Annotated in this window: 23 protein-coding genes, 1 tRNA gene and 1 pseudogene; 14 read left to right on the top strand and 11 right to left on the bottom strand. The window is 59.5% G+C overall.

The annotated features are described in order from the left end of the window. Positions 1-45 precede the first annotated feature (45 nt). The 14 genes from ruvC (at position 46) to nadA (ending at position 10,860) form a co-directional block, all read left to right on the top strand. Entirely contained in the window at positions 46-570 is a 525-nt protein-coding gene (ruvC, locus tag PMI26_RS07910) for a crossover junction endodeoxyribonuclease RuvC (protein ID WP_007977327.1), read from the top strand. Between the two features lie 114 nt (positions 571-684). Beyond that, entirely contained in the window at positions 685-1,293 is a 609-nt protein-coding gene (ruvA, locus tag PMI26_RS07915) for a Holliday junction branch migration protein RuvA (RefSeq protein ID WP_007977326.1), read from the top strand. Beyond that, the gene (ruvB, locus tag PMI26_RS07920) at positions 1,294-2,355 is read left to right on the top strand and encodes a Holliday junction branch migration DNA helicase RuvB (protein WP_007977324.1); all 1,062 of its coding nucleotides are present in this window, start codon (positions 1,294-1,296) and stop codon (positions 2,353-2,355) included. Positions 2,356-2,482: 127 nt separating this feature from the next. Beyond that, positions 2,483-2,950: a tol-pal system-associated acyl-CoA thioesterase gene (ybgC, locus tag PMI26_RS07925; protein WP_007977322.1), complete on the top strand. Its 468-nt coding sequence runs from the start codon at positions 2,483-2,485 to the stop codon at positions 2,948-2,950. Beyond that, a complete protein-coding gene (tolQ, locus tag PMI26_RS07930) occupies positions 2,940-3,635 on the top strand; it encodes a protein TolQ (RefSeq protein ID WP_007977321.1) in 696 nt (231 codons plus the stop codon). The genes ybgC and tolQ overlap by 11 nt, the downstream gene beginning before the upstream one ends. Positions 3,636-3,658: 23 nt before the next feature. Then, positions 3,659-4,111: a protein TolR gene (gene tolR / locus PMI26_RS07935; RefSeq protein ID WP_162130292.1), complete on the top strand. Its 453-nt coding sequence runs from the start codon at positions 3,659-3,661 to the stop codon at positions 4,109-4,111. After that, a complete protein-coding gene (tolA, locus tag PMI26_RS07940; RefSeq protein WP_007977318.1) occupies positions 4,111-5,190 on the top strand; it encodes a cell envelope integrity protein TolA in 1,080 nt (359 codons plus the stop codon). Before tolR ends, tolA begins: the two co-directional genes overlap by 1 nt. A 17-nt stretch (positions 5,191-5,207) precedes the next feature. Continuing rightward, positions 5,208-6,488: a Tol-Pal system beta propeller repeat protein TolB gene (tolB, locus tag PMI26_RS07945; RefSeq protein ID WP_162831820.1), complete on the top strand. Its 1,281-nt coding sequence runs from the start codon at positions 5,208-5,210 to the stop codon at positions 6,486-6,488. Positions 6,489-6,540: 52 nt separating this feature from the next. Then, the gene (gene pal / locus PMI26_RS07950) at positions 6,541-7,038 is read left to right on the top strand and encodes a peptidoglycan-associated lipoprotein Pal (RefSeq protein ID WP_003178634.1); all 498 of its coding nucleotides are present in this window, start codon (positions 6,541-6,543) and stop codon (positions 7,036-7,038) included. A 6-nt stretch (positions 7,039-7,044) separates the two neighbouring features. Then, positions 7,045-7,884: a tol-pal system protein YbgF gene (ybgF, locus tag PMI26_RS07955; RefSeq protein ID WP_007977313.1), complete on the top strand. Its 840-nt coding sequence runs from the start codon at positions 7,045-7,047 to the stop codon at positions 7,882-7,884. A 166-nt stretch (positions 7,885-8,050) separates the two neighbouring features. Continuing rightward, a complete protein-coding gene (gene queE, locus PMI26_RS07960; protein ID WP_007977310.1) occupies positions 8,051-8,698 on the top strand; it encodes a 7-carboxy-7-deazaguanine synthase QueE in 648 nt (215 codons plus the stop codon). A gap of 1 nt (position 8,699) precedes the next feature. Continuing rightward, the gene (gene queC / locus PMI26_RS07965) at positions 8,700-9,392 is read left to right on the top strand and encodes a 7-cyano-7-deazaguanine synthase QueC (RefSeq protein ID WP_007977308.1); all 693 of its coding nucleotides are present in this window, start codon (positions 8,700-8,702) and stop codon (positions 9,390-9,392) included. Positions 9,393-9,455: 63 nt separating this feature from the next. Beyond that, positions 9,456-9,531 (top strand) — tRNA-Lys (locus PMI26_RS07970). A gap of 270 nt (positions 9,532-9,801) precedes the next feature. Continuing rightward, positions 9,802-10,860 carry a quinolinate synthase NadA gene (nadA, locus tag PMI26_RS07975; protein ID WP_007977306.1) on the top strand — a complete coding sequence of 353 codons (1,059 nt, stop codon included), beginning with the start codon at positions 9,802-9,804 and terminating at the stop codon, positions 10,858-10,860. A gap of 227 nt (positions 10,861-11,087) precedes the next feature. Here the strand turns inward: nadA and PMI26_RS07980 are convergent, their stop codons facing one another. The 11 genes and pseudogenes from PMI26_RS07980 to arcC all read right to left on the bottom strand — a co-directional run bounded on the left by PMI26_RS07980 (position 11,088) and on the right by arcC (position 23,027). Beyond that, positions 11,088-12,080 carry an endonuclease I family protein gene (locus tag PMI26_RS07980; RefSeq protein ID WP_007977304.1) on the bottom strand — a complete coding sequence of 331 codons (993 nt, stop codon included), beginning with the start codon at positions 12,078-12,080 and terminating at the stop codon, positions 11,088-11,090. 310 nt (positions 12,081-12,390) lie between these two features. Beyond that, positions 12,391-12,879 carry an RDD family protein gene (locus PMI26_RS07985; protein WP_007977302.1) on the bottom strand — a complete coding sequence of 163 codons (489 nt, stop codon included), beginning with the start codon at positions 12,877-12,879 and terminating at the stop codon, positions 12,391-12,393. Positions 12,880-12,974: 95 nt separating this feature from the next. Next, positions 12,975-13,187 (bottom strand): cold-shock protein, encoded by a 213-nt coding sequence (locus tag PMI26_RS07990; RefSeq protein ID WP_007977299.1) that lies wholly within the window; start codon positions 13,185-13,187, stop codon positions 12,975-12,977. A gap of 403 nt (positions 13,188-13,590) precedes the next feature. Next, positions 13,591-14,715, bottom strand: coding sequence for a glycine cleavage system aminomethyltransferase GcvT (gcvT, locus tag PMI26_RS07995; RefSeq protein ID WP_007977294.1), 1,125 nt, complete (start codon positions 14,713-14,715; stop codon positions 13,591-13,593). 36 nt (positions 14,716-14,751) lie between these two features. Next, entirely contained in the window at positions 14,752-16,128 is a 1,377-nt protein-coding gene (locus PMI26_RS08000; protein WP_007977293.1) for an L-serine ammonia-lyase, read from the bottom strand. A gap of 204 nt (positions 16,129-16,332) precedes the next feature. Further along, positions 16,333-19,185, bottom strand: coding sequence for an aminomethyl-transferring glycine dehydrogenase (gcvP, locus tag PMI26_RS08005; protein WP_007977292.1), 2,853 nt, complete (start codon positions 19,183-19,185; stop codon positions 16,333-16,335). A gap of 11 nt (positions 19,186-19,196) precedes the next feature. After that, positions 19,197-19,580, bottom strand: a complete 384-nt coding sequence (gcvH, locus tag PMI26_RS08010) for a glycine cleavage system protein GcvH (protein WP_007977291.1) — start codon at positions 19,578-19,580, stop codon at positions 19,197-19,199. 431 nt (positions 19,581-20,011) lie between these two features. Beyond that, positions 20,012-21,520: a sigma-54-dependent transcriptional regulator gene (locus PMI26_RS08015; protein WP_007977290.1), complete on the bottom strand. Its 1,509-nt coding sequence runs from the start codon at positions 21,518-21,520 to the stop codon at positions 20,012-20,014. Between the two features lie 100 nt (positions 21,521-21,620). Beyond that, positions 21,621-21,710: pseudogene (locus tag PMI26_RS31940) on the bottom strand (metal ABC transporter ATP-binding protein); the annotation flags it as partial. Between the two features lie 12 nt (positions 21,711-21,722). Further along, complete coding sequence (locus tag PMI26_RS08020; protein WP_007977289.1) at positions 21,723-22,085, bottom strand: DUF5064 family protein; 363 nt, start codon at positions 22,083-22,085, stop codon at positions 21,723-21,725. Positions 22,086-22,097: 12 nt separating this feature from the next. Further along, a complete protein-coding gene (gene arcC / locus PMI26_RS08025) occupies positions 22,098-23,027 on the bottom strand; it encodes a carbamate kinase (RefSeq protein ID WP_007977288.1) in 930 nt (309 codons plus the stop codon). Positions 23,028-23,100: the final 73 nt, after the last annotated feature.

Here is a 23,100-nt window from a genome sequence, read left to right as displayed (position 1 = left end):
ATTCGCTGAGTTGAAGATCGTGTTTTTTCTTATCCCGCAGGCGTTATGACTTTAATTCTTGGTATCGACCCCGGTTCGCGCATCACCGGTTACGGTGTGGTGCGTGATACCGGCCGTGGCTGCGAGTACGTCGCCTCCGGCTGTATCCGCACTGGTGCCGGCGAGCTGGCTAAGCGATTGCAGATTGTCTATCGCGGGGTGCGGGAGATCATTCAGACTTACCATCCGGTGACCATGGGGATCGAAAAGGTGTTCATGGCCCGTAACGCCGATTCCGCCCTGAAACTGGGGCAGGCCCGTGGTGCAGCGATCGTGGCAGGTGCCGAGGAAAGTCTGGAAATTGCCGAATACAGCGCAACCCAGGTCAAGCAGGCAGTGGTCGGTACCGGCTCGGCCAACAAGGAGCAGGTGCAGATGATGGTCATGCACATGCTCAAGCTGACCAGCAAGCCGCAGATCGATGCTTCGGACGCCCTGGCCATTGCCATCTGTCATGCTCATACCCGCTCCAGTCTGCTGCCCCATGGTCTCGGGGCGGCACGCAGTCGTGGCGGGCGCCTGCGTCTCTGATAGCATCAGCAATCATTTTCATGGGGTGAGGGCGTTTCGCCTGGGTTGTCGGCGCTACTCCCTTGCTCCATCAGTCGCTGGCCCAGAGCTGGCCAACGCTCAAGGATTTGTAACGTGATTGGACGTTTGCGCGGCACCCTGGCTGAGAAGCAGCCTCCACACCTGATTCTGGATGTAAACGGCCTGGGTTATGAACTCGAAGTGCCGATGACGACCCTCTATCGATTGCCGTCGGTCGGTGAGCCGCTGACGTTGCACACTCATCTGGTCGTGCGCGAAGACGCACAGTTACTCTATGGTTTCGTCGGCAAGCGTGAGCGCGACTTTTTCCGCGAGTTGATCCGCCTCAATGGTGTCGGGCCGAAACTGGCGCTGGCCTTGATGTCGAGCCTGGAAGTCGACGAACTGGTTCGTTGCGTACAGTCCCAGGACACTTCGGCGCTGACCAAGGTGCCAGGTGTGGGCAAGAAAACCGCCGAGCGATTGCTGGTGGAACTCAAGGATCGCTTCAAGGCCTGGGAGACCGTACCGGCCATGTTCGCCCTGGTGCCGAACCAGCCGGATGGACCGGCCCCGGTGAGCACTGCCGAGACTGACGCGGTCAGCGCCTTGATTTCCCTGGGCTACAAGCCACAGGAAGCGAGCAAGGCGGTGTCTGCGATCAAGGAGAAAGGTTTGAGCAGTGAAGACATGATCCGTCGCGCCTTGAAGGGAATGATCTAAGTGATTGAAGCTGATCGTCTGATCGCTGCCACGCACAGTCCGCGTGAGCGCGAAGAAGTCCAGGACCGTGCCATTCGCCCGGTCAGCCTGGCGGAATACATTGGCCAGCCGACCGTTCGCGAGCAGATGGAGTTGTTCATTCAGGCGGCTCGCGGTCGTAACGAGTCCCTGGACCACACGCTGATCTTCGGGCCGCCGGGCCTGGGCAAGACCACCCTCGCCAACATCATCGCCCAGGAAATGGGGGTGTCGATCAAGAGCACTTCAGGTCCGGTGCTGGAGCGTCCAGGTGATCTCGCCGCGCTGTTGACCAACCTTGAGCCTCACGATGTGCTGTTCATCGACGAAATCCATCGCCTGTCGCCCATCGTTGAAGAAGTGCTGTACCCGGCCATGGAGGACTTCCAGCTCGACATCATGATTGGCGAAGGCCCGGCTGCGCGTTCGATCAAGCTCGATCTGCCGCCGTTCACCCTGGTCGGCGCAACGACACGGGCCGGGATGCTGACGAACCCGTTGCGCGACCGTTTCGGCATCGTTCAGCGTCTTGAGTTCTACAATAACGCCGACCTGTCGACGATTGTCAGTCGTTCGGCGAGCATCCTCGGTTTGCCGCTGGATCCGGAAGGCGCCTTTGAGATCGCCCGCCGTGCCCGTGGCACGCCCCGGATTGCCAACCGACTGTTGCGCCGGGTGCGTGATTTCGCCGAAGTTCGCGCCAAGGGGCATATCACCAAGCCGATTGCCGACCTGGCGCTGAACCTGCTGGACGTCGACGAACGCGGCTTCGATCACCAGGACCGGCGTCTGTTGCTGACCATGATCGAGAAGTTCGACGGCGGGCCGGTCGGAGTCGACAGTCTGGCCGCCGCCATCAGCGAAGAGCGTCACACCATTGAAGACGTACTCGAGCCTTACCTGATCCAGCAGGGTTACATCATGCGCACGCCAAGGGGGCGAGTGGTGACGCGGCATGCCTATCTGCATTTCGGTTTAAACATTCCGTCACGATTGGGCGAAATGCCCGTGGCAGACGAGTTCCTCGGTGCCTGTGACGATTAATTAACATTGCGTGCTGATTTTTTCGGGCAATGTAGGGTCCCAGCACCGTACTTTCGCAAGAAAGCCGCAGATCAATGAAAAACAGTTGCCTGGCCGGATTGGCAACCTGAGGAGTAAGCACTAGAGTATGCGCGCGCAAAACGGGCTTGAGCCATTCGCACATCGTTGTCGCGTTTATTACGAGGACACCGATGCGGGCGGCATCGTGTATTACGTCAATTACCTCAAGTTTATGGAACGGGCTCGAACCGAGCGGCTGCGAGACCTGGGCTTTGCCCAATCGCAACTGGCAGGGGAGGACCTGTTGTTCGTCGTGCATTCCAGCGAAGCGCGCTACCACGCGCCGGCGCGACTGGACGACGAACTGCTGGTAAGCGCTGAAGTAAGCGAATTGAACCGTGCCAGCCTGCGCTTCAAGCAGCAGGTCAGGCGGGCAACGGATAATGTGCTGCTCTGCGAAGGGCAGTTTCTGGTGGCCTGTGTGCGCACTGAAAGTTTGAAACCCCGGGCCATTCCCGAAGCTCTACGAGCGGCCTTTGCCGACGTGAGCGGCGCGGGTACACACTCAAAGCAGGAGATAAAGCGTGGAAGCTAACGTCGTCGACCATTCCTCCATGTGGAGCCTGGTCAGCAATGCCAGTATCGTGGTGCAACTGGTAATGCTGACCCTGGTAGCCGCATCGGTGACCTCGTGGATCATGATCTTTCAGCGCAGCAACTTGCTGCGCGCCGGTCGACGTGCCCTGGAGAGCTTTGAAGAGCGCTTCTGGTCGGGTATCGACCTGTCCAAGCTGTACCGCCAGGCCGGCAGCAACCCGGACCCTGATTCGGGTGTCGAGCAAATCTTCCGTGCCGGTTTCAAGGAATTCTCCCGCCTGCGCCAGCAGTCAGGCGTTGACCCGGAAGCGGTCATGGAAGGCGTGGCCCGTGCCATGCGCGTTGCGATTTCCCGCGAGGAAGAAAAGCTCGAACAGAGCCTGCCCTTCCTCGCCACTGTCGGTTCCGTCAGCCCCTACATCGGCCTGTTCGGTACCGTCTGGGGGATCATGAACTCCTTCCGTGGCCTGGCCACCGCCCAGCAAGCGACCCTGGCCACTGTGGCCCCGGGTATCGCCGAAGCACTGATCGCCACGGCTATCGGTCTGTTCGCGGCCATTCCAGCCGTTATCGCTTACAACCGTTTTGCTGCTCGCAGCGAAACCCTGCTGGGCCGCTACTACACCTTCGCCGACGAGTTCCAGGCGATCCTGCACCGCAAAGTGCACACCAGCGAAGAATAAGCAGGTAATTTCCAATGGCTTTAATCGCTCGAGCTCGCAAAAAGCGCAAGCCGGTCGCCGAGATGAACGTGGTGCCCTACATCGACGTGATGTTGGTGCTGCTGGTCATCTTCATGGTGACCGCGCCGATGCTCAATCAGGGCGTGAAAGTTGATCTGCCCAAGGTTTCCAGCGAAGCCTTGCCGCAGGACAACAACACCCAGGTCCTGACCATTTCCATCAAATCCGACAAGACCTACTACTGGAACCTTGGCAGCGAAGTCGACACGGACAAGCAGCAGGACCGGGCCATGACGTTGCCGCAGATGACTGACGCCGTGACCAAGATCATTCGCGTCGGCAATGAAAACGGCAAGCACACCCAGGTCTTCATTCGCGGCGACAAATCCGTCGATTACGGTTCCGTCATGGGGGCCATGGGCGGGTTGCAGAAAGCCGGGGTCGGTAATGTTGGCTTGATTACCGAGGCGCCCTGATGCAGCAACAGCGAGAGCCGTCCGCCTCGGAAAGCTACTTCTGGCCTAGTGTCTGGGCGATTGGCTTGCACGTGCTGGTGTTCGGCATGTTGTTCGTCAGTTTTGCCTTTACCCCGGAGCTGCCGCCGGCCAAGCCGATTGTCCAGGCGACCTTGTACCAGCTGAAATCGAAAAGTCGGGCGACCACCCAGACCAATCAGAAGATTGCCGGTGAGGCGCAGAAATCTGCTGCGCGTCAGACCGAAGTCGAGCAGATGGAGCAGAAAAAGGTCGAGCAGGAAGCGGTCAAGGCTGCGGAACAAAAGAAAGAAGAGGCGGCTCAAAAGGCCGAGGAAGCCAAGAAGGCCGACGAGGCGAAGAAAGCGGACGAGGCGAAAAAGGCTGATGAAGCCAAGAAAGCCGACGACGCGAAGAAAGCCGCGGAAGCCAAGAAGGCAGAAGAGAAACAATTGGCTGATATAGCCAAGAAGAAAGCTGAAGAAGAAGCCAAGAAGGCTGCTGAAGAAGAGGCCAAGAAAGCGGCCGCTGAAGAAGCCAAGAAAAAGATCGTCGAAGACGCGAAGAAGAAAGCCGCGGAAGACGCCAAGAAGAAAGCCGAGGCTGAAGAGGCGAAGAAGAAAGTCGCCGAGGAAGCGAAGAAGAAAGCTGCTGCCGATGCTGCGAAGAAGAAATCGCAGGACGCGGCGCGTAAATCCGCCGAAGACAAAAAGGCTCAGGCCCTGGCAGATTTGCTTTCCGACACGCCGCAGCGTCAGCAGGCCTTGGCCGATGAGCAGGGTGACGAAGTCGCCGGCAGTTTCGATGACCTGATTCGTGCGCGTGCAGCGGAAGGCTGGGCTCGTCCACCTTCGGCACGCAAAGGCATGACGGTCGTGTTGCAAATCGGCATGTTGCCGGACGGTACGGTGACTTCGGTCAGCGTGTCCAAGTCCAGTGGCGACGGTCCGTTTGACGCCTCGGCTGTTGCAGCAGTGAAGAATATTGGACGTTTGACAGAAATGCAGGGAATGAAGCCGAGTGATTTCGCTCCGTATCGTTCATTCAAGATGACATTCACACCTGAGGATCTAGCCTTGTGAGAAACCTTCTTCGAGGAATGCTGGTCGTTATCTGCTGCATGGCAGGGATGGCGATGGCAGATGAGAAAAACATTCTGGTTACCAGCGGCAGCGATCGGGCGACCCCGATCGCCGTTGTACCGTTCGGCTTCCAGGGCGGTAGCGTGCTGCCGGACGACATGGCGGAAATCATCGGTAACGACCTGCGCAACTCGGGTTACTACTCGCCGATTCCAAAGCAGAACATGATCAGCCAGCCGAGCCAGGCCGGCGAAATTATCTTCCGTGACTTCAAGGCACTGGGTGCCCAGTACGTCATGGTCGGCAGCATTGTTCCGGCGGGCGGTCGCCTGCAGGTGCAATATGCACTGTTCAACGTAGCCACCGAGCAGCAAGTGCTGACCGGCAGCGTGTCGGGCGGTGTCGATCAGTTGCGGGACATGGCGCACTACATCTCTGACCAGTCGTTCGAAAAACTCACGGGTATCAAGGGTGCCTTCTCGACTCGCCTGCTGTACGTAACGGCCGAGCGTTTCTCCGAGAACAACACTCGCTACACCCTGCAGCGTTCGGACTACGACGGTGCCCGCGCCGTGACCCTGTTGCAATCGCGTGAGCCGATCCTGTCGCCGCGTTTCGCACCGGATGGCAAGCGCATCGCTTATGTCTCCTTCGAGCAGAAGCGTCCGCGTATCTTCATGCAGAACATCGACACCGGTCGCCGTGAGCAGATCACCAACTTCGAAGGCCTGAATGGTGCACCTGCCTGGTCGCCGGATGGCAATCGCCTGGCGTTCGTGCTGTCCAAGGACGGCAACCCGGACATCTATGTGATGAACCTCGGCTCGCGTCAGATCAGCCGTGTCACCAACGGTCCTGGCATCAACACCGAACCGTTCTGGGGCAAGGATGGCTCGACCATCTACTTCACTTCCGACCGTGGCGGCAAACCGCAGATCTACAAGACCAGCGCCGGTGGCGGCGGTGCCGAACGCGTGACTTTCGTCGGCAACTACAACGCCAACCCTAAATTGTCGGCTGATGAAAAGACGCTTGTCATGATTCACCGTCAGGATGGTTTCACCAATTTCAAGGTGGCGGCCCAGGATTTGCAACGCGGTAGTGTAAAAATCCTCACTGATAGCACTCTGGACGAGTCGCCTACTGTCGCGCCCAACGGCACCATGGTAATCTACGCCACCCGCCAGCAGGGCCGGGGAGTCTTGATGCTCGTGTCCATCAATGGACGCGTAAGGCTCCCGCTTCCTACCGCACAAGGCGAAGTCAGAGAACCTTCCTGGTCCCCTTACCTGAACTGACGCGGCGCTATACGTTTTACTTAACACACTGGGGTTCATTAGGAGTTTCACGATGGAAATGCTGAAGTTTGGTAAATTTGCTGCGCTGGCACTGGCCATGGCTGTAGCTGTAGGTTGCTCGTCCAAAGGCGGCGACAATGCCGGTGAAGGCGCGGTAGATCCAAACGCTGGTTACGGCGCAAACACTGGTGCAGTTGACGGCTCCCTGAGCGAAGAAGCTGCACTGCGCGCTATCACCACTTTCTACTTCGAATACGACAGCTCGGACCTGAAGCCAGAAGCCATGCGCGCTCTGGACGTTCACGCCAAAGACCTGAAAGCAAACGGCGCTCGCGTTGTTCTGGAAGGCAACACCGACGAACGTGGTACTCGTGAGTACAACATGGCACTGGGCGAGCGTCGTGCGAAAGCCGTTCAGCGTTACCTGGTACTGCAAGGTGTTTCCCCAGCTCAGCTGGAACTGGTTTCCTACGGCGAAGAGCGTCCAGTTGCTACCGGCAACGACGAGCAGTCCTGGGCTCAAAACCGTCGCGTCGAACTGCGTAAGTAATTCGTCATGCGAACGTGCCGTCGTGCTGTAACTGTTCTGGCTCTCAGCCTCGCGCCGCTTGCGGCGTGGGCTGCGGTTCCTGTGGTCGATAATGACTCCGGCTATAACAATAGCGGGAGCAGTTATCCGCCTGCAGGTTACGGTACGAACGGCGCCTATGCCGGGGGAGGGGTTTCGACCCCTGTCTCGGCACAGGGTCAGCTGTTCAACCAACTGCAACAAATGCAGGAACAGATCTCGCGCCAACAGGGTGTGATCGAAGAACTGCAAAATGATGTAGCGCGCATGAAGCAGGAAAACCTGGAGCGATACCAGGATCTTGATCGGCGCATAGGAACCGGCGTTGCACCAGCCGCGACTCCTGAAAATTCTTCAACCGGTGGTGAATCGAACGCCCCCGGTGCAGCCGCAGGTGCAGCAGCTGGCGCAGCCGCCGCTCAAGCACCTGCCGCGGGTAGCGAGCCGGCAGATCCGGCGAAGGAAAAGCTCTATTACGATGCTGCCTTCGACTTGATCAAGGCCAAGGATTTCGACAAGGCCAGCCAGGCTTTCGCCGCATTCCTGCGCAAATACCCGAACAGTCAGTACGCGGGCAATGCCCAGTACTGGCTGGGCGAAGTGAACCTGGCCAAAGGCGATCTGCAAGGTGCAGGTCAGGCATTTGCCAAGGTTTCGCAGCTGTATCCCAAGCACGCCAAGGTGCCTGATTCGCTGTACAAGCTCGCTGATGTAGAGCGCCGTCTCGGTCATACCGACCGGGTCAAGGGCATTCTGCAGCAGGTCGTGTCCCAGTATCCGGGCACTTCCGCTGCTCAGCTGGCGCAGCGTGATCTGCAGAAAATGTAAGGCGGCTTGAGCCGTTTCAAAGAAACCCGCGCTTGTCGCGGGTTTTTTCGTTAGAATTCACCCCCTTTTTCTGAAACACGCTTTTTGGGATCTGCGCATTGCCGGGGTTCCTTGAAGTGCCTGACGGAGGCGGACAGCCTGTTTAGCTGTTACGCCCGTGGCGACTATGCAAGACACATTGAGAATCACCGAAGTTTTCTACTCGTTGCAGGGTGAAACTCGGACTGCCGGCCTGCCCACGGTTTTTGTGCGCCTGACCGGTTGTCCGTTGCGTTGCCAATACTGCGACAGCGCCTACGCGTTCACCGGCGGAACCATTCGCACCCTCGACGACATCCTCGAGCAGGTCGCCGGTTTCCGCCCGCGTTATGTCTGTGTCACGGGGGGCGAGCCCCTGGCGCAACCCAACGCCATTCCCTTGCTCAAGCGCTTGTGCGACGCCGGTTACGAAGTGTCACTGGAAACCAGTGGTTCTATCGATATCTCGCCGGTAGATTCCCGGGTCAGTCGCGTTGTCGACCTGAAAACCCCGGGTTCGAAGGAAGCGCACCGCAATCGCTACGAAAACATCGAGCTGCTCACGCCCAACGATCAGGTGAAATTTGTCATCTGTTCGCGGGAGGACTATGACTGGTCCGTTTCCAAACTGATCCAGTACGGTCTGGACCAGCGCGCCGGCGAAGTCCTGTTCTCGCCAAGCCACCATGATCTCAATGCCCGGGACCTGGCGGACTGGGTGGTGGCGGATAACCTGCCAGTGCGTTTGCAATTGCAGCTGCATAAATATCTATGGAATGACGAGCCGGGGCGCTGAAATGACTGAACAACTCAACACTGCTGAAAAACGTGCGGTCATCCTGCTGTCCGGTGGCCTGGACTCGGCGACCGTGGTAGCCATGGCGCGCGCCGAAGGCTACAGCTGCTACACCATGAGCTTCGACTACGGTCAGCGCTCTCACGCCGAATTGCACGCCGCCGAGCGCGTGGCGCGGGATCTGGGTGTGGTCGAGCACAAGGTGATCGGCCTGAACCTGAACGGCATGGGCGGCTCGGCGCTGACCGACAGCAGCATCGATATTCCGCAAGAGCTGGGTGAGGGCATTCCTGTCACTTACGTGCCTGCGCGTAACACGGTGTTCCTGTCCCTGGCCCTGGGCTGGGCTGAAGTGCTCGGTGCGTGGGACATCTTCATCGGCGTCAATGCGGTGGATTACTCTGGTTACCCGGACTGCCGCCCCGAGTTCATCGAGTCGTTCGAGCGCATGGCCAACCTGGCAACCAAAGCCGGCGTGGAAGGCAATGGCTTCCGCATTCAGGCGCCGCTGCAAAACCTCAGCAAGGCGCAGATCGTCCAGGCGGGCGTGAAGCTTGGCGTGAACTACGGGCTGACCGTTTCCTGCTACCAGGCCGACGATGATGGTCGTGCGTGCGGCAAATGCGACAGCTGCCGACTGCGCGCAGAAGGCTTTGCGGCGGCCGGAATCAGCGATCCAACACCTTATTTTTGATTTTTTTCAAAATAGGTGTTGAATAGTCCTTAAAAATCAGTATTATACGCGCCACCACACAGCGGGTCGTTAGCTCAGTTGGTAGAGCAGTTGGCTTTTAACCAATTGGTCGTAGGTTCGAATCCCACACGACCCACCATTTTTGGCGGTTTAGAAAATCCGGAAGGCCCACGAAAGTGAGGATTTCCGGGTTTTTTTTTGCCCGCGATTAAAGTCCGCCTCGCTCCGGGCTGCTGCGCAAGGCGCAGATCAGAATCATCTTTTGCATCTGTCGGATATTCTGTAGCCTTGCGCAGCTTCAACGCTGTCCGTGCCTGATGAATACCCACTTTCCCGGCGGTACCCTGAAGGGTCCGGAGCCGGGTGTATACTCGACTTTCGCGCGAATGCGCCTGCAGGTCTTGCGAACATGACGCAGATATCCGAACGCCTTCTGGTTCAAGCCCACCTCGACGCCAAACAGCCCAAACCGCTGACCGCCGATGAAGAGGCTTACTACCGTGCCGCCATCGCTGCCGAGCTCAAGGCTCAGGACGCGGTGCTGGTGGCCCACTTCTATTGTGATCCGGTCATTCAGGCGCTGGCCGAAGAGACGGGTGGCTGTGTCTCCGACTCGCTGGAGATGGCCCGATTCGGCAATGCCCATCCGGCCAAGACCGTGGTCGTCGCCGGCGTGAAGTTCATGGGGGAGACTGCCAAGATCCTCAATCCGGAAAAACGCGTGCTGATGCCGACCCTCGAAGCGACCTGTTCGCTCGACCTGGGGTGCCCGGTGGACGAGTTTTCCGCGTTCTGCGATCAACACCCGGAGCGCACGGTCGTGGTGTATGCCAACACTTCCGCAGCGGTAAAGGCCCGCGCGGATTGGGTGGTGACTTCAAGCTGTGCGCTGGAAATCGTCGAAAGCCTGATGGACAACGGCGAGACCATCATCTGGGGGCCGGACAAGCACCTGGGGACCTACATCCAGCGTCAGACCGGTGCCGACATGCTGCTGTGGGACGGTGCCTGCATCGTTCACGAAGAGTTCAAGTCCAAGCAGCTTGAAGACATGAAGGCGCTGTACCCGGATGCGGCGATCCTGGTGCACCCGGAGTCGCCGACGTCGGTGATCGAGCTTGCGGATGCCGTCGGCTCCACCAGTCAGCTGATCGCGGCGGCACAGAGCCTGCCGAACAAGACCCTGATTGTCGCTACCGACCGCGGCATCTTCTACAAAATGCAGCAGTTGTGCCCGGACAAGGTCTTTATCGAGGCGCCAACGGCCGGTAACGGCGCTGCATGCCGCAGTTGCGCGCACTGTCCGTGGATGGCGATGAATACCCTTGAGCGTACGCTGAAGAGCCTGCGAGAGGGTGCCAACGAGATCTTCGTCGACCCGGCATTGATTTCCCAGGCTATTCGGCCGCTCAAGCGGATGCTCGACTTTACTCAGGCTGCACGTATGAAGCTGGCGGGTAATGCCTGATCTGCTGGCAGGTCGTCTTAACAGGCGACCTGTCTCTTGCGGATGTACTGCGACCCACTGTAGGAGTGGCCGCCGCGTCTTCGGCGCTGCGCTGTCGCGCAGGGAGCCAGGGCGACGTCCACGAGATAGCCGGTTTCAATAGATGTTTTTTATCCTTAAAAATCAGCTAGTTGAAACTTATTGCATGAGAGATGCATAGGAAAGATCGGCTACACGGCATTAGCGACTCATTGCTGGTTTGCAATACAGTCCGCTGGTAGGGCTGCGTTGAACAGCTCGGCAGTGGCCCAATCCGGTTGGTCGATAAATGGGTTTCTGTTGCCCTGGAAGCTCTGTATAACATCGTTGCGTCGGCGTTCTGCAGCGTCGGGTGGGTCTTCGCGATGCCATTGAATAAGCGTCGACAGTAGTCCCATGTAAGCAGGTGATTTAGATGTGGCAACAATCTTGCTGCGATCATCTGTCAGTTGCAGGTCCGGCTCATCCTGGCCGGTATTGATATCTTGTCCGCCTTCGTAACGGATCGCCATATACATCACGGCGCGAGCCATGTCGCCTTGGCGCTTGGTCCAGACTTCGAAGGTACCGTTATTGCCTTCCGGACCTCGCAACCAGTTAGATTGTCCTGGGTACACGCCGCTGCCACCGCCGCTGCCGTTGTTGAACTCGGTCACTCGTTCGCTGCAGCCGCTGTCGCAGATGCCATAGGGTTTGTTACCCCGGTCGGCATTCCAGCGGGTGTCGCTCAGATACAGCATGTGACTGTCAGTGTGGGGCGCATTAGGTAGCCCCAGGTTGCCATAGGCGCTACTGAAACCATAGGTCTTGGGCCAAGTATGTTCACGATTGTAGGTAATGGGCTGGCCCTGGCCTTCGCGGTCGGTCAGCTTGCTGTAGCTGCGGTTTTTATAAACGTCGAGCACCCGTTGCGGATTGTTGGGATCTTCATCGGCCAATTCCAGCAGATCCCAGCTATTGGGCGAGACCCCGCTGTATGGATATACCCTGTGGCCTCGAATCTTCTTGTGCAGCGAGCAGCGCAGTTCGCCGGGGGAGCTGATGTCGATATTGACGTAGTAAGCGTCGATCTCGGCTTGGCCGAGGATCCGAATGTTTTCTTTGTTTATGGTGTCTTGATTATGGTCGCTTTCACGCAGCAACGCTGACCCGGTGCTGGGGATCAACAACAAGAGCACCATGACGAATGATGTTTCACGCATAAGGTTTGAGCCTGTTCAATCATTAGGGATTTGGACAGGGGGAAAATATTCATTTCTTCGCTCGCGCTCAAAGCAAAATGTGTGTGAGCTCTTATGAGTCGCCCGTGGATTTGATAGAACGCCACCGCTTCAGGCTGACGCGGGTCAGGCCCGCTGGCTGCCTCGCTTTGATCTTGATGCAGCGGCCTCACAAAGCAGGACCGGAGCGAGAGCGCCCTGAGTCTGGGCGAAGGACCGAGGTATCCAAAAAACCGGACAGGATCAAAAGATCGCAGTCCGCGACAGCTACGGCTTTTGTGTACACCTGAAGCTACTTCGTCTTCTTCGGAATCCGCACCAACTGGCTGTTTGAGTAGATGTCGTGCCAGCTGCGTTTCTGTTTGTCGAACAACGACCAGATAAACCCCAAACCTACACAAAGCAGCGAAGCAATCGACACCACAAAGCGCAACAGCGCCTGCCACAGGCTGATGGACGAGCCGTCGGCGTTCTGTACGCGAATGCACCAGACCTGCATGCCCAGGGTCTGACCCGACCAGGTCCAGAATTTGGCGAAGAAGCCGAACAGTACGAACAGCAGGACGGTAGAGAGCAGGGGATCGCCGTCCAGCGCGCCGGCTTCGGTCAGGGTGCGCATCCTTTCTTCGCCGATGATCGCCATCTGGATCATCTTGTAGAGGCCGCTGGTGACGATCAGCAGGGCGGTGCACAGCAGGAAATCATAGAACATGGCTGCCAGACGACGACCCAGACCAGCGGCAGGAAAGTCGCCCTGGGGAGTAAGCAGGTGTTTCGACATGGCAGGCTCTCGGCGGAAAAAGAAGCCATTTTACGGATTTACGCGCACAAAAAAGCCCCTGATGTCAGCATCAGGGGCTTTTTCGTTACAGAAGATTAGGCTTCTGCTTGTACTTCGTCAGCCTGCATGCCTTTCTGGCCCTGCACGGCGATGAAAGTCACTTTCTGGCCTTCTTTCAGGCTCTTGAAGCCGTTGCCCTGGATGGCGCGGAAATGCACGAACAGATCCGGACCGCTTTCAGGAGTGATAAAACCAAAACCTTTCTCGTCGTTAAACCACTTGACGGTACCGCTCTGACGTTGGGACATTTCTTATTTCCTTTGACGCAAAAAATTAATGACAGTCTCCTTCTCATGAAAGAGTACTGGGGCTGGTTGCAGGAGAGTAAGAAGACGTCGAACGGGATGTAGCTAACTTGTAGGCTACTGCCCAGGTCACGATTCCAAGCGACCCATGCAAACACAGTGAACAAACTCTACGCCAACTACGGGAGAAAAAACAAGCCCTGTGAAGGCCCCGTATTTCCTCAGGTTGATGGCAAAGTCAGTCCACTAGTGGGGCCTTATACGCTTGCGCTGTTCAAATGTTTTCGATCGTTATAAGCAAAGTTCATAATCGAAGCTTAGAGCCAAACAATGCACTATTTTATGGCGGTTGCGTTACACATTAGTGCACAGTTAACGCAACCGCGTTACTTATAGGAACATTCAATCAGCCACGATAGTAGCGTTGTGGAACAAATGGCATTTTGCTTACAAGCAAAGGCACCTTTTTCCCACGCACAATCGCCCAGACGGGGGTGTCCAGTGCGATATAGGCGCTGTCGACATAACCCATGGCCAGCGGGCCGCCCAGGGTCGGCCCGAAACCGCCGCTGCAGACGCTACCGATAATGTCGCCGGCTTCGTTGACGATCTCGGCACCCTCGCGCACCGGTGTGCGTTCCTGCGGTAACAGGCCGACGCGTTTGCGGCTGACACCTGCCTGTTGCTGGGCGAACACGGTTTCGGCGCCTGGGAAGCCGCCGGCCCGAGCGCCATCGGCGCGACGCGGCTTGGAGATCGCCCACAGCAGGCTCGCTTCGATCGGGCTGGTCTCGGTGTTCATGTCATGCCCGTACAGGCACAAGCCCGCCTCAAGGCGCAGGGAGTCGCGGGCGCCAAGGCCGATGGCGGCCACTTCCGGTTCGGCCAGCAGGGCGCGAGCCAGGGCTTCGGCGTTGGCGGCGGGGACGGAAATTTCGAAACCGTCTTCGCCGGTGTAACCCGAGCGGCTGACAAAACAGTCCACGCCCAGCAGCTTCACGCGGGCGAACTGCATGAAGGTCATCTTCGCAACTTCCGGGGCCAGGCGTGCCAGCACGGTCACTGCAGCCGGGCCTTGCAGGGCAAGCAGTGCACGTTCTTCGAACAGCGGCTCGATCGTGCACTGCTCACCGATGTGCTTGCGCAGGTGGGCCAGGTCCTGATCCTTGCAAGCGGCGTTGACCACCAGGAACAGTTCGTCGTTGCCCAGGTTGGCGACCATCAGGTCATCGAGGATGCCGCCCGTCGCATTGGTGAACATCGCGTAACGCTGCATGCCCACCGGCAGGTCGATGATGTCCACCGGCACCAGGGTTTCCAGGGCCTTGGCGGCATCGACGCCGGTCAGGCGGATCTGGCCCATGTGCGAGACATCGAACAGCCCGGCCTGGTCGCGGGTGTGCTGGTGTTCTTTCATCACGCCCAGCGGGTATTGAACCGGCATGTCATAGCCGGCGAACGGCACCATGCGCGCGCCGAGTTCGATGTGCAGTGCGTGCAACGGGGTTTTCAACAGTTGTTCGGTGGACATATTCAGCTCCTGAAGAAGGGTGCAGATGAGCGCGCATCAGCACTCGATAATGTTGACCGCCAAACCGCCACGGGCGGTTTCCTTGTATTTGCTTTTCATGTCGGCGCCGGTCTGGCGCATGGTGCGGATGACCTTGTCGAGGGAGACGAAGTGTTGCCCGTCGCCGCGCATGGCCATGCGCACGGCATTGATGGCCTTGACCGAACCCATGGCGTTGCGCTCGATGCAAGGTACCTGTACCAGCCCGCCAATCGGGTCGCAGGTCAGCCCGAGGTTGTGTTCCATGCCGATTTCCGCGGCGTTTTCCACTTGCTGCACGCTGCCACCGAGTACTTCGCACAAGGCGCCGGCGGCCATCGAGCAGGCGACGCCGACTTCACCCTGGCAGCCAACTTCGGCGCCGGAAATCGAGGCGTTTTCCTTGTACAGAATGCCGATGGCGGCGGCAGTGAGCAGAAAGCGCACCACCCCGTCATCATTCGCGCCGGGGATAAAACGCATGTAGTAATGCAGCACAGCCGGAATGATCCCGGCCGCACCATTGGTGGGTGCCGTGACCACGCGTCCGCCGTTGGCGTTTTCTTCGTTGACGGCCAGGGCGTACAGGTTGACCCAGTCCAGCACCGACAGCGGATCGCGCAAGGACGATTCAGGGTTGCTGCACAATTGCCGATGCAGCGCTGCCGCCCGGCGTTTGACCTTCAAGCCACCGGGCAGGATGCCTTCATTACGGCAACCGGCGGCGACGCAGTCCTGCATGACCTGCCAGATCTTCAGCAGGCCGGCGCGGGTTTCCGCTTCCGGGCGCCAGGCGCTTTCGTTGGTCAGCATCACCTGGCTGATCGACAGGCCGTATTTGGCGCAATGAGCGAGCAGGTCCTTGGCGCTTTTGAAAGGAAAGGTCAGGGGCGTGGCGTCTTCGACGATGCGATCGGCGCCGGCGGCGTCCTCATCGACCACGAAACCGCCGCCGACCGAGTAGTACTCGCGGCTGCGGATCTGCAGACCCGCCGCATCGAAGGCGCGAAAAATCATGCCGTTGGGGTGATAGGGCAAGGGTTTGCGAATCATCGCCAGGTGTTCTTTCTCGTTGAACGCAATGCTGTGTTCGCCGAGCAGGTTCAAGCGTGCGTTGCTGCGAATCTCTTGCAGGCGCGCAGCGACGGTTTCGGTATCCACGGTGTCCGGGTGTTCGCCTTCCAGGCCCAGCAGCACAGCCTTGTCACTGCCGTGGCCTTTGCCGGTGGCGCCGAGCGAGCCGTACAGCTCGACCTTGACGCAGGTGGTGGCCGTCAGCAGCCCTTCACGGCGCAGGCCTTCGACGAAACGCGCAGCGGCGCGCATCGGGCCAACGGTGTGGGAGCTGGAGGGGCCGATGCCAATCTTGAACAGGTCGAACACGCTTAACGACATGGTGGTTCTCCGGTTTCTTGTTATAGGAATTCACGGAACATAAGACTTGGCACAGATCCCTGTGGGAGCGAGCTTGCTCGCGATAGCGGTCGTTCAGTCGACATTGATGGTGGTTGTCAGTCCGTCATCGCGAGCAAGCTCGCTCCCACAGGGTTGTGGGGTGTTCTGGAAATCGGGGGCGGGATCAACCGCCCCCTGATTGCTTTAAGCGTAGCTTTCGATCGACGGGCAGGCGCAGACCAGGTTGCGGTCGCCGAACACGTTGTCGACGCGACCGACCGGCGGCCAGTACTTGCCTTCGATCAGCGACGCAACCGGGTAAACCGCTTGTTCGCGGCTGTACGGGTGCGACCACTCGCCGACCAGTTCCTTGGCGGTGTGTGGAGCGTTTTTCAGCGGGTTGTCGTCCTTGTCCAGGGTGCCGTTTTCCACCGCGCGGATTTCTTCGCGGATGCGGATCATGGCGTCGCAGAAGCGGTCCAGTTCTTCCTTGGATTCGCTTTCGGTCGGCTCGATCATCAGCGTGCCGGCTACCGGGAACGACATGGTCGGCGCGTGGAAACCGAAGTCGATCAGGCGCTTGGCCACGTCATCGACGCTGATGCCGCTGCTGTCTTTCAATGGACGCAGGTCGAGGATGCATTCGTGCGCCACCAGGCCGTTGCTGCCGGTGTACAGCACGGGATAGTGCTCTTCGAGGCGACGGGAGATGTAGTTGGCATTGAGGATCGCCAGCTGCGAAGCGCGCTTGAGGCCCGCGCCACCCATCATGCGAATGTACATCCAGGTGATCGGCAGAATGCTTGCGCTGCCGAACGGTGCCGCGCAAACGGCGCCTTCCTTGCGCTCCATCTGCGCGTGCCCCGGCAGGAACGGCGCCAGGTGTGATTTCACACCGATCGGGCCGACGCCCGGGCCGCCGCCACCGTGGGGGATGCAGAAGGTCTTGTGCAGGTTCAGGTGCGACACGTCGCCGCCGAACTTGCCCGGCGCGCAGAGGCCGACCATGGCGTTCATGTTGGCGCCGTCGATGTACACCTGGCCGCCGTTGTCATGAACGATGCCGCAGATTTCACGGATGCCTTCTTCGAACACGCCGTGGGTCGACGGGTAGGTGATCATCAGCGCGGCGAGGTGCTCGCGGTGCTCGATGGCCTTGGCGCGCAGGTCTTCGATGTCGACGTTGCCACGGGCATCGCACGCGGTCACGACCACACGCATACCGGCCATCTGAGCGGTGGCCGGGTTGGTGCCGTGGGCCGACGACGGGATCAGGCAGATGTCGCGGCGGTCTTCGCCACGGCTCTGGTGGTAGGCGCGGATCGCCAGCAGACCTGCGTATTCACCCTGGGAGCCGGCGTTCGGTTGCAGCGAAACCGAGTCGTAGCCGGTCGCAGCGCACAGCATGGCTTCCAGTTCGTCGGTCAATTGCTGATAACCGGCGCTTTGCTCGGCCGGGGCGAACGGGTGCAGGGCACCGAATTCGGCCCAGGTCACCGGGATCATTTCGCTGGCGGCGTTGAGCTTCATGGTGCACGAACCCAGCGGGATCATGGTGCGGTCCAGCGCCAGGTCCTTGTCCGCCAGTTTGCGCAGGTAGCGCATCAGCTCGGTTTCCGAGTGATAGCGGTTGAACACCGGGTGGCTGAGGATTGGCGACTGACGTACCAGCGCGGCCGGGATGGCGCTCTGCACCGAGGCGGCGAGGGCGGCGAAGTCCGGCAGGGCCTTGCCGTCGGACAGCAGGCTCCACAGGGTTTCAACGTCGGCCTGAGTGGTGGTTTCGTCCAGGGACAGGCCCAGGCGCTCACCATCGACCACGCGCAGGTTGATGCGCTGGGCGTGCGCCTTGTCGTGCAGGGCGGCGGTTTGAGCGCCGGTCTTCACGGTCAGGGTGTCGAAGAAGTTCGCTTGCTCGACGTTCAGACCCAATGCGCTCAAGCCTTTGGCCAGGATCGCAGTCAGGTGGTGCACGCGATTGGCGATCTGCGTCAGGCCTTTCGGACCGTGGTACACGGCGTACATGCTGGCGATGTTGGCCAGCAGCACTTGCGCGGTGCAGATGTTCGACGTGGCTTTCTCGCGACGGATGTGTTGTTCGCGGGTCTGCATGGCCAGGCGCAGGGCCGGGTTGCCGAAACGGTCTACGGAAACACCGACCAGGCGGCCCGGCATGTCACGCTTGAAGGCGTCCTTGGTGGAGAAATAAGCGGCGTGCGGGCCACCGAAGCCCAGCGGTACGCCGAAGCGCTGTGCGCTGCCGATGGCCACGTCGGCACCGAATTCGCCCGGTGCGGTCAGCACGGTCAGGGCCAGCAGGTCTGCCGCCACGGCGACGAGGGCGTTGGCGGCGTGGAAACGTTCGGTCAGCTCGCGGTAATCGAACACGTCACCGTTGCTTGCCGGGTATTGCAGCAGGGCGCCAAAGAACGGCGTCACGTCGGTCAGTTCACGCTCGTCGCCAACCACCACGTCGATGCCCAGAGGCTCGGCACGGGTGCGCAGTACGTCGAGGGTCTGCGGGTGGCAATGCACGGAGGCGAAGAATTGGTGGCTGCCCTTGTTCTTGCTCAGGCGTTTGCAGAAGGTCATGGCTTCGGCAGCGGCGGTGGCTTCGTCGAGCAGCGAGGCGTTGGCGATCGGCAGGCCGGTGAGGTCGCTGATCAGGGTCTGGAAGTTCAGCAGCGCTTCGAGACGGCCCTGGGAAATTTCTGGCTGGTACGGGGTGTAGGCGGTGTACCAGGCCGGGTTTTCCAGCAGGTTGCGCAGGATCGGCGACGGCGTGTGGGTGCCGTAGTAACCCTGGCCGATGAAGGTCTTGAACAGCTGGTTTTTGCTCGCGATGGACTTGATCAAGGCCAGGGCATCGGCTTCGCTCAGGCCGTCTTCCAGGCCGAGGACGCTGGTGCCCTTGATGCTCTCGGGAATCACGCTGGCGCTCAGGGCTTCCAGGGAGTCGAAACCGAGGCTGTTGAGCATGGCTTGCTCGTCGCCGGCACGCGGGCCGATGTGACGGGCGATGAATTCGTTGGCAGTGGTCAGATTGATCTGGGTCATGTCAGTGCTCCTCAGGCTTCGGCTTGGGCTTTGATCAGGCGGTCGTAGGCGTCCTGGTCCAGCAGTTGGCCGACAGCGGAGGCATCGGCAGGTTTGAAACGGAAGAACCAGCCTTCGCCCAGCGGATCTTCGTTGACCAGCTCAGGGCTGCTGTCCAGCGCCGGGTTCACTTCCAGCACTTCGCCGTCCAGCGGCATGTACACGCCGCTGGCAGCCTTTACCGATTCCACGGTGGCGGCTTCGGCGCCTTTGTCGTAGGACTGCAGCTCAGGCAGTTGAACGAAAACCACGTCGCCCAGGGCGTTCTGTGCGAAAGCGGTGATGCCGACCGTGACGCTGCCGTCAGCTTCGGTGCGCAGCCATTCGTGATCTTCAGTAAAACGCAACTCGCTCATGGAAACTCCTAAGGGGCCAGACTCGTCTGGTGGACGCGATTGAATGCTTGGGCGATGCCCTGTGATGGAGAACTACATAGCAAGAACGCGGCCAATGTTGTTTTTATTGTTATTGATCAATGATTTAGGTGGTTTCGATAAAGCTTGAAATTCATTCGCTGTAGCGAAATCGATACGGCGTATGTCGGTGATAAAAGCCGAGGTGGATCAAAGCCTTGCACAGCCGTGATCGGAGAGGGGTGTAGCGATATCGTTCCGCTGTAGCGCTTTCAGTACAGATGGAGGTCGTTTTTGGCGCGATTTCTTGTCGAACACAAAAAAACTGTGGGAGCGAGCTTGCTCGCGATGAGGGCGTGTCAGTCGACATTTTTGTTGAATGTGACTTCGCAATCGCGAGCAAGCTCGCTCCCACAGTTGTTCTGTGTCAGGCCTCAGGCCTTGCCTGGAATGCCGTACTTGCGTAACCGATGGGCAATCGCGGTGTGGGAGGTTTGCAGTCGGGTCGCCAGTTGCCGGGTCGAGGGATAGCTGACGTAGAGTTTTTCCAGCAGGGTCTTCTCGAATTCGTCCATGGCCTGCTCCAGGCTGTCGACGTCATGGTCGCCCTGGCGGGCCACTGAGGTGCCGGCGATGTCGAGGTCGCCAATGTCCACCAGGCTGCTTTCACAAATCGCCGCGGCGCGGAAGATCACGTTCTGCAATTGCCGTACGTTGCCCGGCCAGCGGTTGCCCAGCAGCGCCGGGTAAGTGCCCGGTGCCAGGCGACAGATCGGGCGCTGGATCTGCGCACAGGCCTGCTGCATGAAGTAGCGGGCCAGCAGCAGGATGTCCTGGCCGCGCTCGCGCAACGGCGGCACTTCAACATTCAGGACGTTGAGGCGATAAAACAGGTCTTCGCGGAACAGGCCTTCGCTGACCATTTTTTCCAGGTCGCGGTGGGTGGCGCTGAGGATCCGCACGTTGACCTTGACCTCACGGTCACCGCCGACCCGGCGAAAACTGCCGTCGTTGAGGAAACGCAACAGCTTGGCTTGCAAATACGGCGACATCTCGCCGATTTCATCGAGAAACACCGTGCCCTGGTTGGCCAGCTCCATCAGCCCTGGCTTGCCGCCGCGTTGCGCGCCGGTGAAAGCGCCGGGGGCATAGCCGAACAGTTCACTTTCGGCGAGGTTCTCGGGCAATGCCGCGCAGTTCAACGCCAGAAAGGGTGAACTGTGCCGGGCGCTGATGGCGTGACAGGCACGGGCCACCAGTTCCTTGCCGGTGCCGGTTTCGCCCTGGATCAGCAGCGGTGCATCGAGGGCTGCCACCCGCTGGGCGCGTGCCTTGAGGGTGCGGATCACCGGGGACTCGCCCAGCAGTGCATCGAAACCTTCGGCGTGGTCATGGTGCAGTGCGGACAGACGTTCGCCGATGCGGTTCGGCTGGTACAGGGTCAGCAGGGCACCGGCGTCGGTGATCGGTGTGGCGTCGAGCAGGAAGGTCTGGCCGTTGACGATGATTTCCCGCAGCGGCAGGCGAAAGCCGTGTTCGAGCAGGGCGTCGAGCAAGGCCGGGTCGGCAAACAGTTCGGCCACGCTTTCACCATTCGGTTCGCGGCCGTACAGGGCGATCAATGCCGGATTGGCCAGCAGCACCTTGCCGTCGCTGTCCAGTGCCAGCACCGGGTCGGTCATGGCGGCCAGCAATGCGTCGAGCTGCAAGTGCCGACGCTGGCCGGGCAGGATGTCGACCACTGTCACCGCTTGCACGCCACGCACGCTGAACAGGGCATCGCGAAGTTCTTCGAGGACTTGCGGGCTCAGGGTCGGGGCGTCGATGTAAACATTGGGCGGGACCATTTCCACCGCATCCAGGTTCAGATTGCGCCCGCCAAGCAGGGCCAGGACTTCCTGGGTGATACCGACGCGGTCGATGAAGCTGACGTGGATACGCATGGGGCGGTTTCGGGTTCTGCAGTGCGGAGGGTGGCAAGTATGCCTTGGAGCGGGCTAATGGTGAAATCCTGCGCGGACTTCGATAGGTCGATGATCTCCCCTGTGGGAGCGGGCTTGCTCGCGAAAGCGGTGTATCAGTCGCCAACGATGGTGCCTGACACGACGCTTTCGCGAGCAAGCCCGCTCCCACAGGAAATGTGGGCTACTCGAATTTCTCGAGATCTATCGGGTCGCCGGATTTCATATTCAGTTGCGTGCGGATGTCTTCGAACATCAGGTCGTAATGCTTGTGCACCGAGCCGATCTGGCTATGTGTTTTTGGGATACCGTACTTCTCTGCGATTTTCGTCACGTTGTTGGCAAAGTTGTAGGCCTCTTCCTTTGGCAGGAAAAAGGTCTCTGTCATCTCCTTTCCCTGCATGCTGCCATGCATGGTGAACTCGATCCCTTTGCCCTTCTTGGGATCCTGCGCGACCTTATAGTCGAGGTGCACGTTGTAGCTGACATCATCCTTGGTCAGCGCGTGACGCTCGATGTGCAAGTGGCCTGGCTCAAACATTGCCATAGACGTCTCTCCTTACAAGTAAATAATGCCCGGTGTCGCTGTACTGATGCGCGTACCGGCCTTGCCCTGGACGATCGCTTCGATGTCCGCGAGCGAGCCGATCACCGCCACTTTTCCAGTATGGCGCGCGAATTCGCAGGCTGCCTGCACCTTCGGTCCCATCGAGCCGGCGGCGAAGCCGAGTTTTTCCATTTCGTCGGGGTGTGCCTGGGCGATGGCTTTTTGCGTGGGTTTGCCAAAGTCGATGAAAGCGGCGTTGACGTCGGTGGCGATCACCAGCAGATCGGCTTCAAGCTGTTCGGCCAGCAGTGCCGAGCACAGGTCCTTGTCGATGACCGCTTCGACGCCCTCGAGTTTGCCGGGCGAGGTATACATGGTCGGAATGCCGCCGCCACCGGCGCAGATCACGATGCTGCTTTTTTCCAGCAGCCATTTGATCGGACGGATTTCGAAGATGCGCTTGGGTTTCGGGCTGGCGACCACGCGGCGGTACTTGTCGCCGTCCGGGGCAATGGCCCAGCCTTTTTCGGCGGCGAGTTGTTCCGCCTCGGCCTTGCTGTAGACCGGGCCGATGGGCTTGGTCGGGTTCTTGAAGGCCGGGTCATTGGCATCGACTTCGACCTGGGTCAGCAGGGTCGCGAAGGGCACTTCGAAGTCCAGCAGGTTGCCCAGTTCCTGTTCGATGATATAGCCGATCATGCCTTCGGTTTCGGCGCCGAGCACGTCCAGCGGGTAGGGCGAAACCGAGGTGTAGGCCGCTGCCTGCAATGACAGCAGGCCGACCTGGGGGCCATTGCCGTGGGCGATGACCAGTTGGTTGCCGGGATGGATCTTGGCGATCTGTTCGGTGGCGATCCGGATGTTGGCGCGCTGGTTGTCAGCGGTCATCGGTTCGCCGCGGCGGAGCAGGGCATTACCGCCCAGAGCAACGACGATACGCATGGTGTCAGTCCTTCTAAGCAAAGAGGTTGCAAGCAACGCGGTCTTTCTGTGGAACCCGGACCAGTGTGGGAGC

The organism is Pseudomonas sp. GM33, from assembly GCF_000282295.1.
GTDB classification, from domain to species: domain Bacteria; phylum Pseudomonadota; class Gammaproteobacteria; order Pseudomonadales; family Pseudomonadaceae; genus Aquipseudomonas; species Aquipseudomonas laurylsulfatiphila.
This window is presented reverse-complemented; position numbering and strand designations above follow the sequence as displayed.

Excerpts from the sequence above, each read along its gene's own strand:
- ruvC (WP_007977327.1), top strand. The coding sequence starts at position 46 with ATGACTTTAATTCTTGGTATCGACCCCGGTTCGCGCATCACCGGTTAC.
- ybgC (WP_007977322.1), top strand. The coding sequence starts at position 2,483 with ATGCGCGCGCAAAACGGGCTTGAGCCATTCGCACATCGTTGTCGCGTT.
- tolA (WP_007977318.1), top strand. The coding sequence starts at position 4,111 with ATGCAGCAACAGCGAGAGCCGTCCGCCTCGGAAAGCTACTTCTGGCCT.
- tolB (WP_162831820.1), top strand. The coding sequence starts at position 5,208 with ATGCTGGTCGTTATCTGCTGCATGGCAGGGATGGCGATGGCAGATGAG.
- pal (WP_003178634.1), top strand. The coding sequence starts at position 6,541 with ATGGAAATGCTGAAGTTTGGTAAATTTGCTGCGCTGGCACTGGCCATG.
- ybgF (WP_007977313.1), top strand. The coding sequence starts at position 7,045 with ATGCGAACGTGCCGTCGTGCTGTAACTGTTCTGGCTCTCAGCCTCGCG.
- queE (WP_007977310.1), top strand. The coding sequence starts at position 8,051 with ATGCAAGACACATTGAGAATCACCGAAGTTTTCTACTCGTTGCAGGGT.
- queC (WP_007977308.1), top strand. The coding sequence starts at position 8,700 with ATGACTGAACAACTCAACACTGCTGAAAAACGTGCGGTCATCCTGCTG.
- nadA (WP_007977306.1), top strand. The coding sequence starts at position 9,802 with ATGACGCAGATATCCGAACGCCTTCTGGTTCAAGCCCACCTCGACGCC.
- PMI26_RS07980 (WP_007977304.1), bottom strand. The coding sequence starts at position 12,080 with ATGCGTGAAACATCATTCGTCATGGTGCTCTTGTTGTTGATCCCCAGC.
- PMI26_RS07985 (WP_007977302.1), bottom strand. The coding sequence starts at position 12,879 with ATGTCGAAACACCTGCTTACTCCCCAGGGCGACTTTCCTGCCGCTGGT.
- PMI26_RS07990 (WP_007977299.1), bottom strand. The coding sequence starts at position 13,187 with ATGTCCCAACGTCAGAGCGGTACCGTCAAGTGGTTTAACGACGAGAAA.
- gcvT (WP_007977294.1), bottom strand. The coding sequence starts at position 14,715 with ATGTCCACCGAACAACTGTTGAAAACCCCGTTGCACGCACTGCACATC.
- PMI26_RS08000 (WP_007977293.1), bottom strand. The coding sequence starts at position 16,128 with ATGTCGTTAAGCGTGTTCGACCTGTTCAAGATTGGCATCGGCCCCTCC.
- gcvP (WP_007977292.1), bottom strand. The coding sequence starts at position 19,185 with ATGACCCAGATCAATCTGACCACTGCCAACGAATTCATCGCCCGTCAC.
- gcvH (WP_007977291.1), bottom strand. The coding sequence starts at position 19,580 with ATGAGCGAGTTGCGTTTTACTGAAGATCACGAATGGCTGCGCACCGAA.
- PMI26_RS08015 (WP_007977290.1), bottom strand. The coding sequence starts at position 21,520 with ATGCGTATCCACGTCAGCTTCATCGACCGCGTCGGTATCACCCAGGAA.
- PMI26_RS08020 (WP_007977289.1), bottom strand. The coding sequence starts at position 22,085 with ATGGCAATGTTTGAGCCAGGCCACTTGCACATCGAGCGTCACGCGCTG.
- arcC (WP_007977288.1), bottom strand. The coding sequence starts at position 23,027 with ATGCGTATCGTCGTTGCTCTGGGCGGTAATGCCCTGCTCCGCCGCGGC.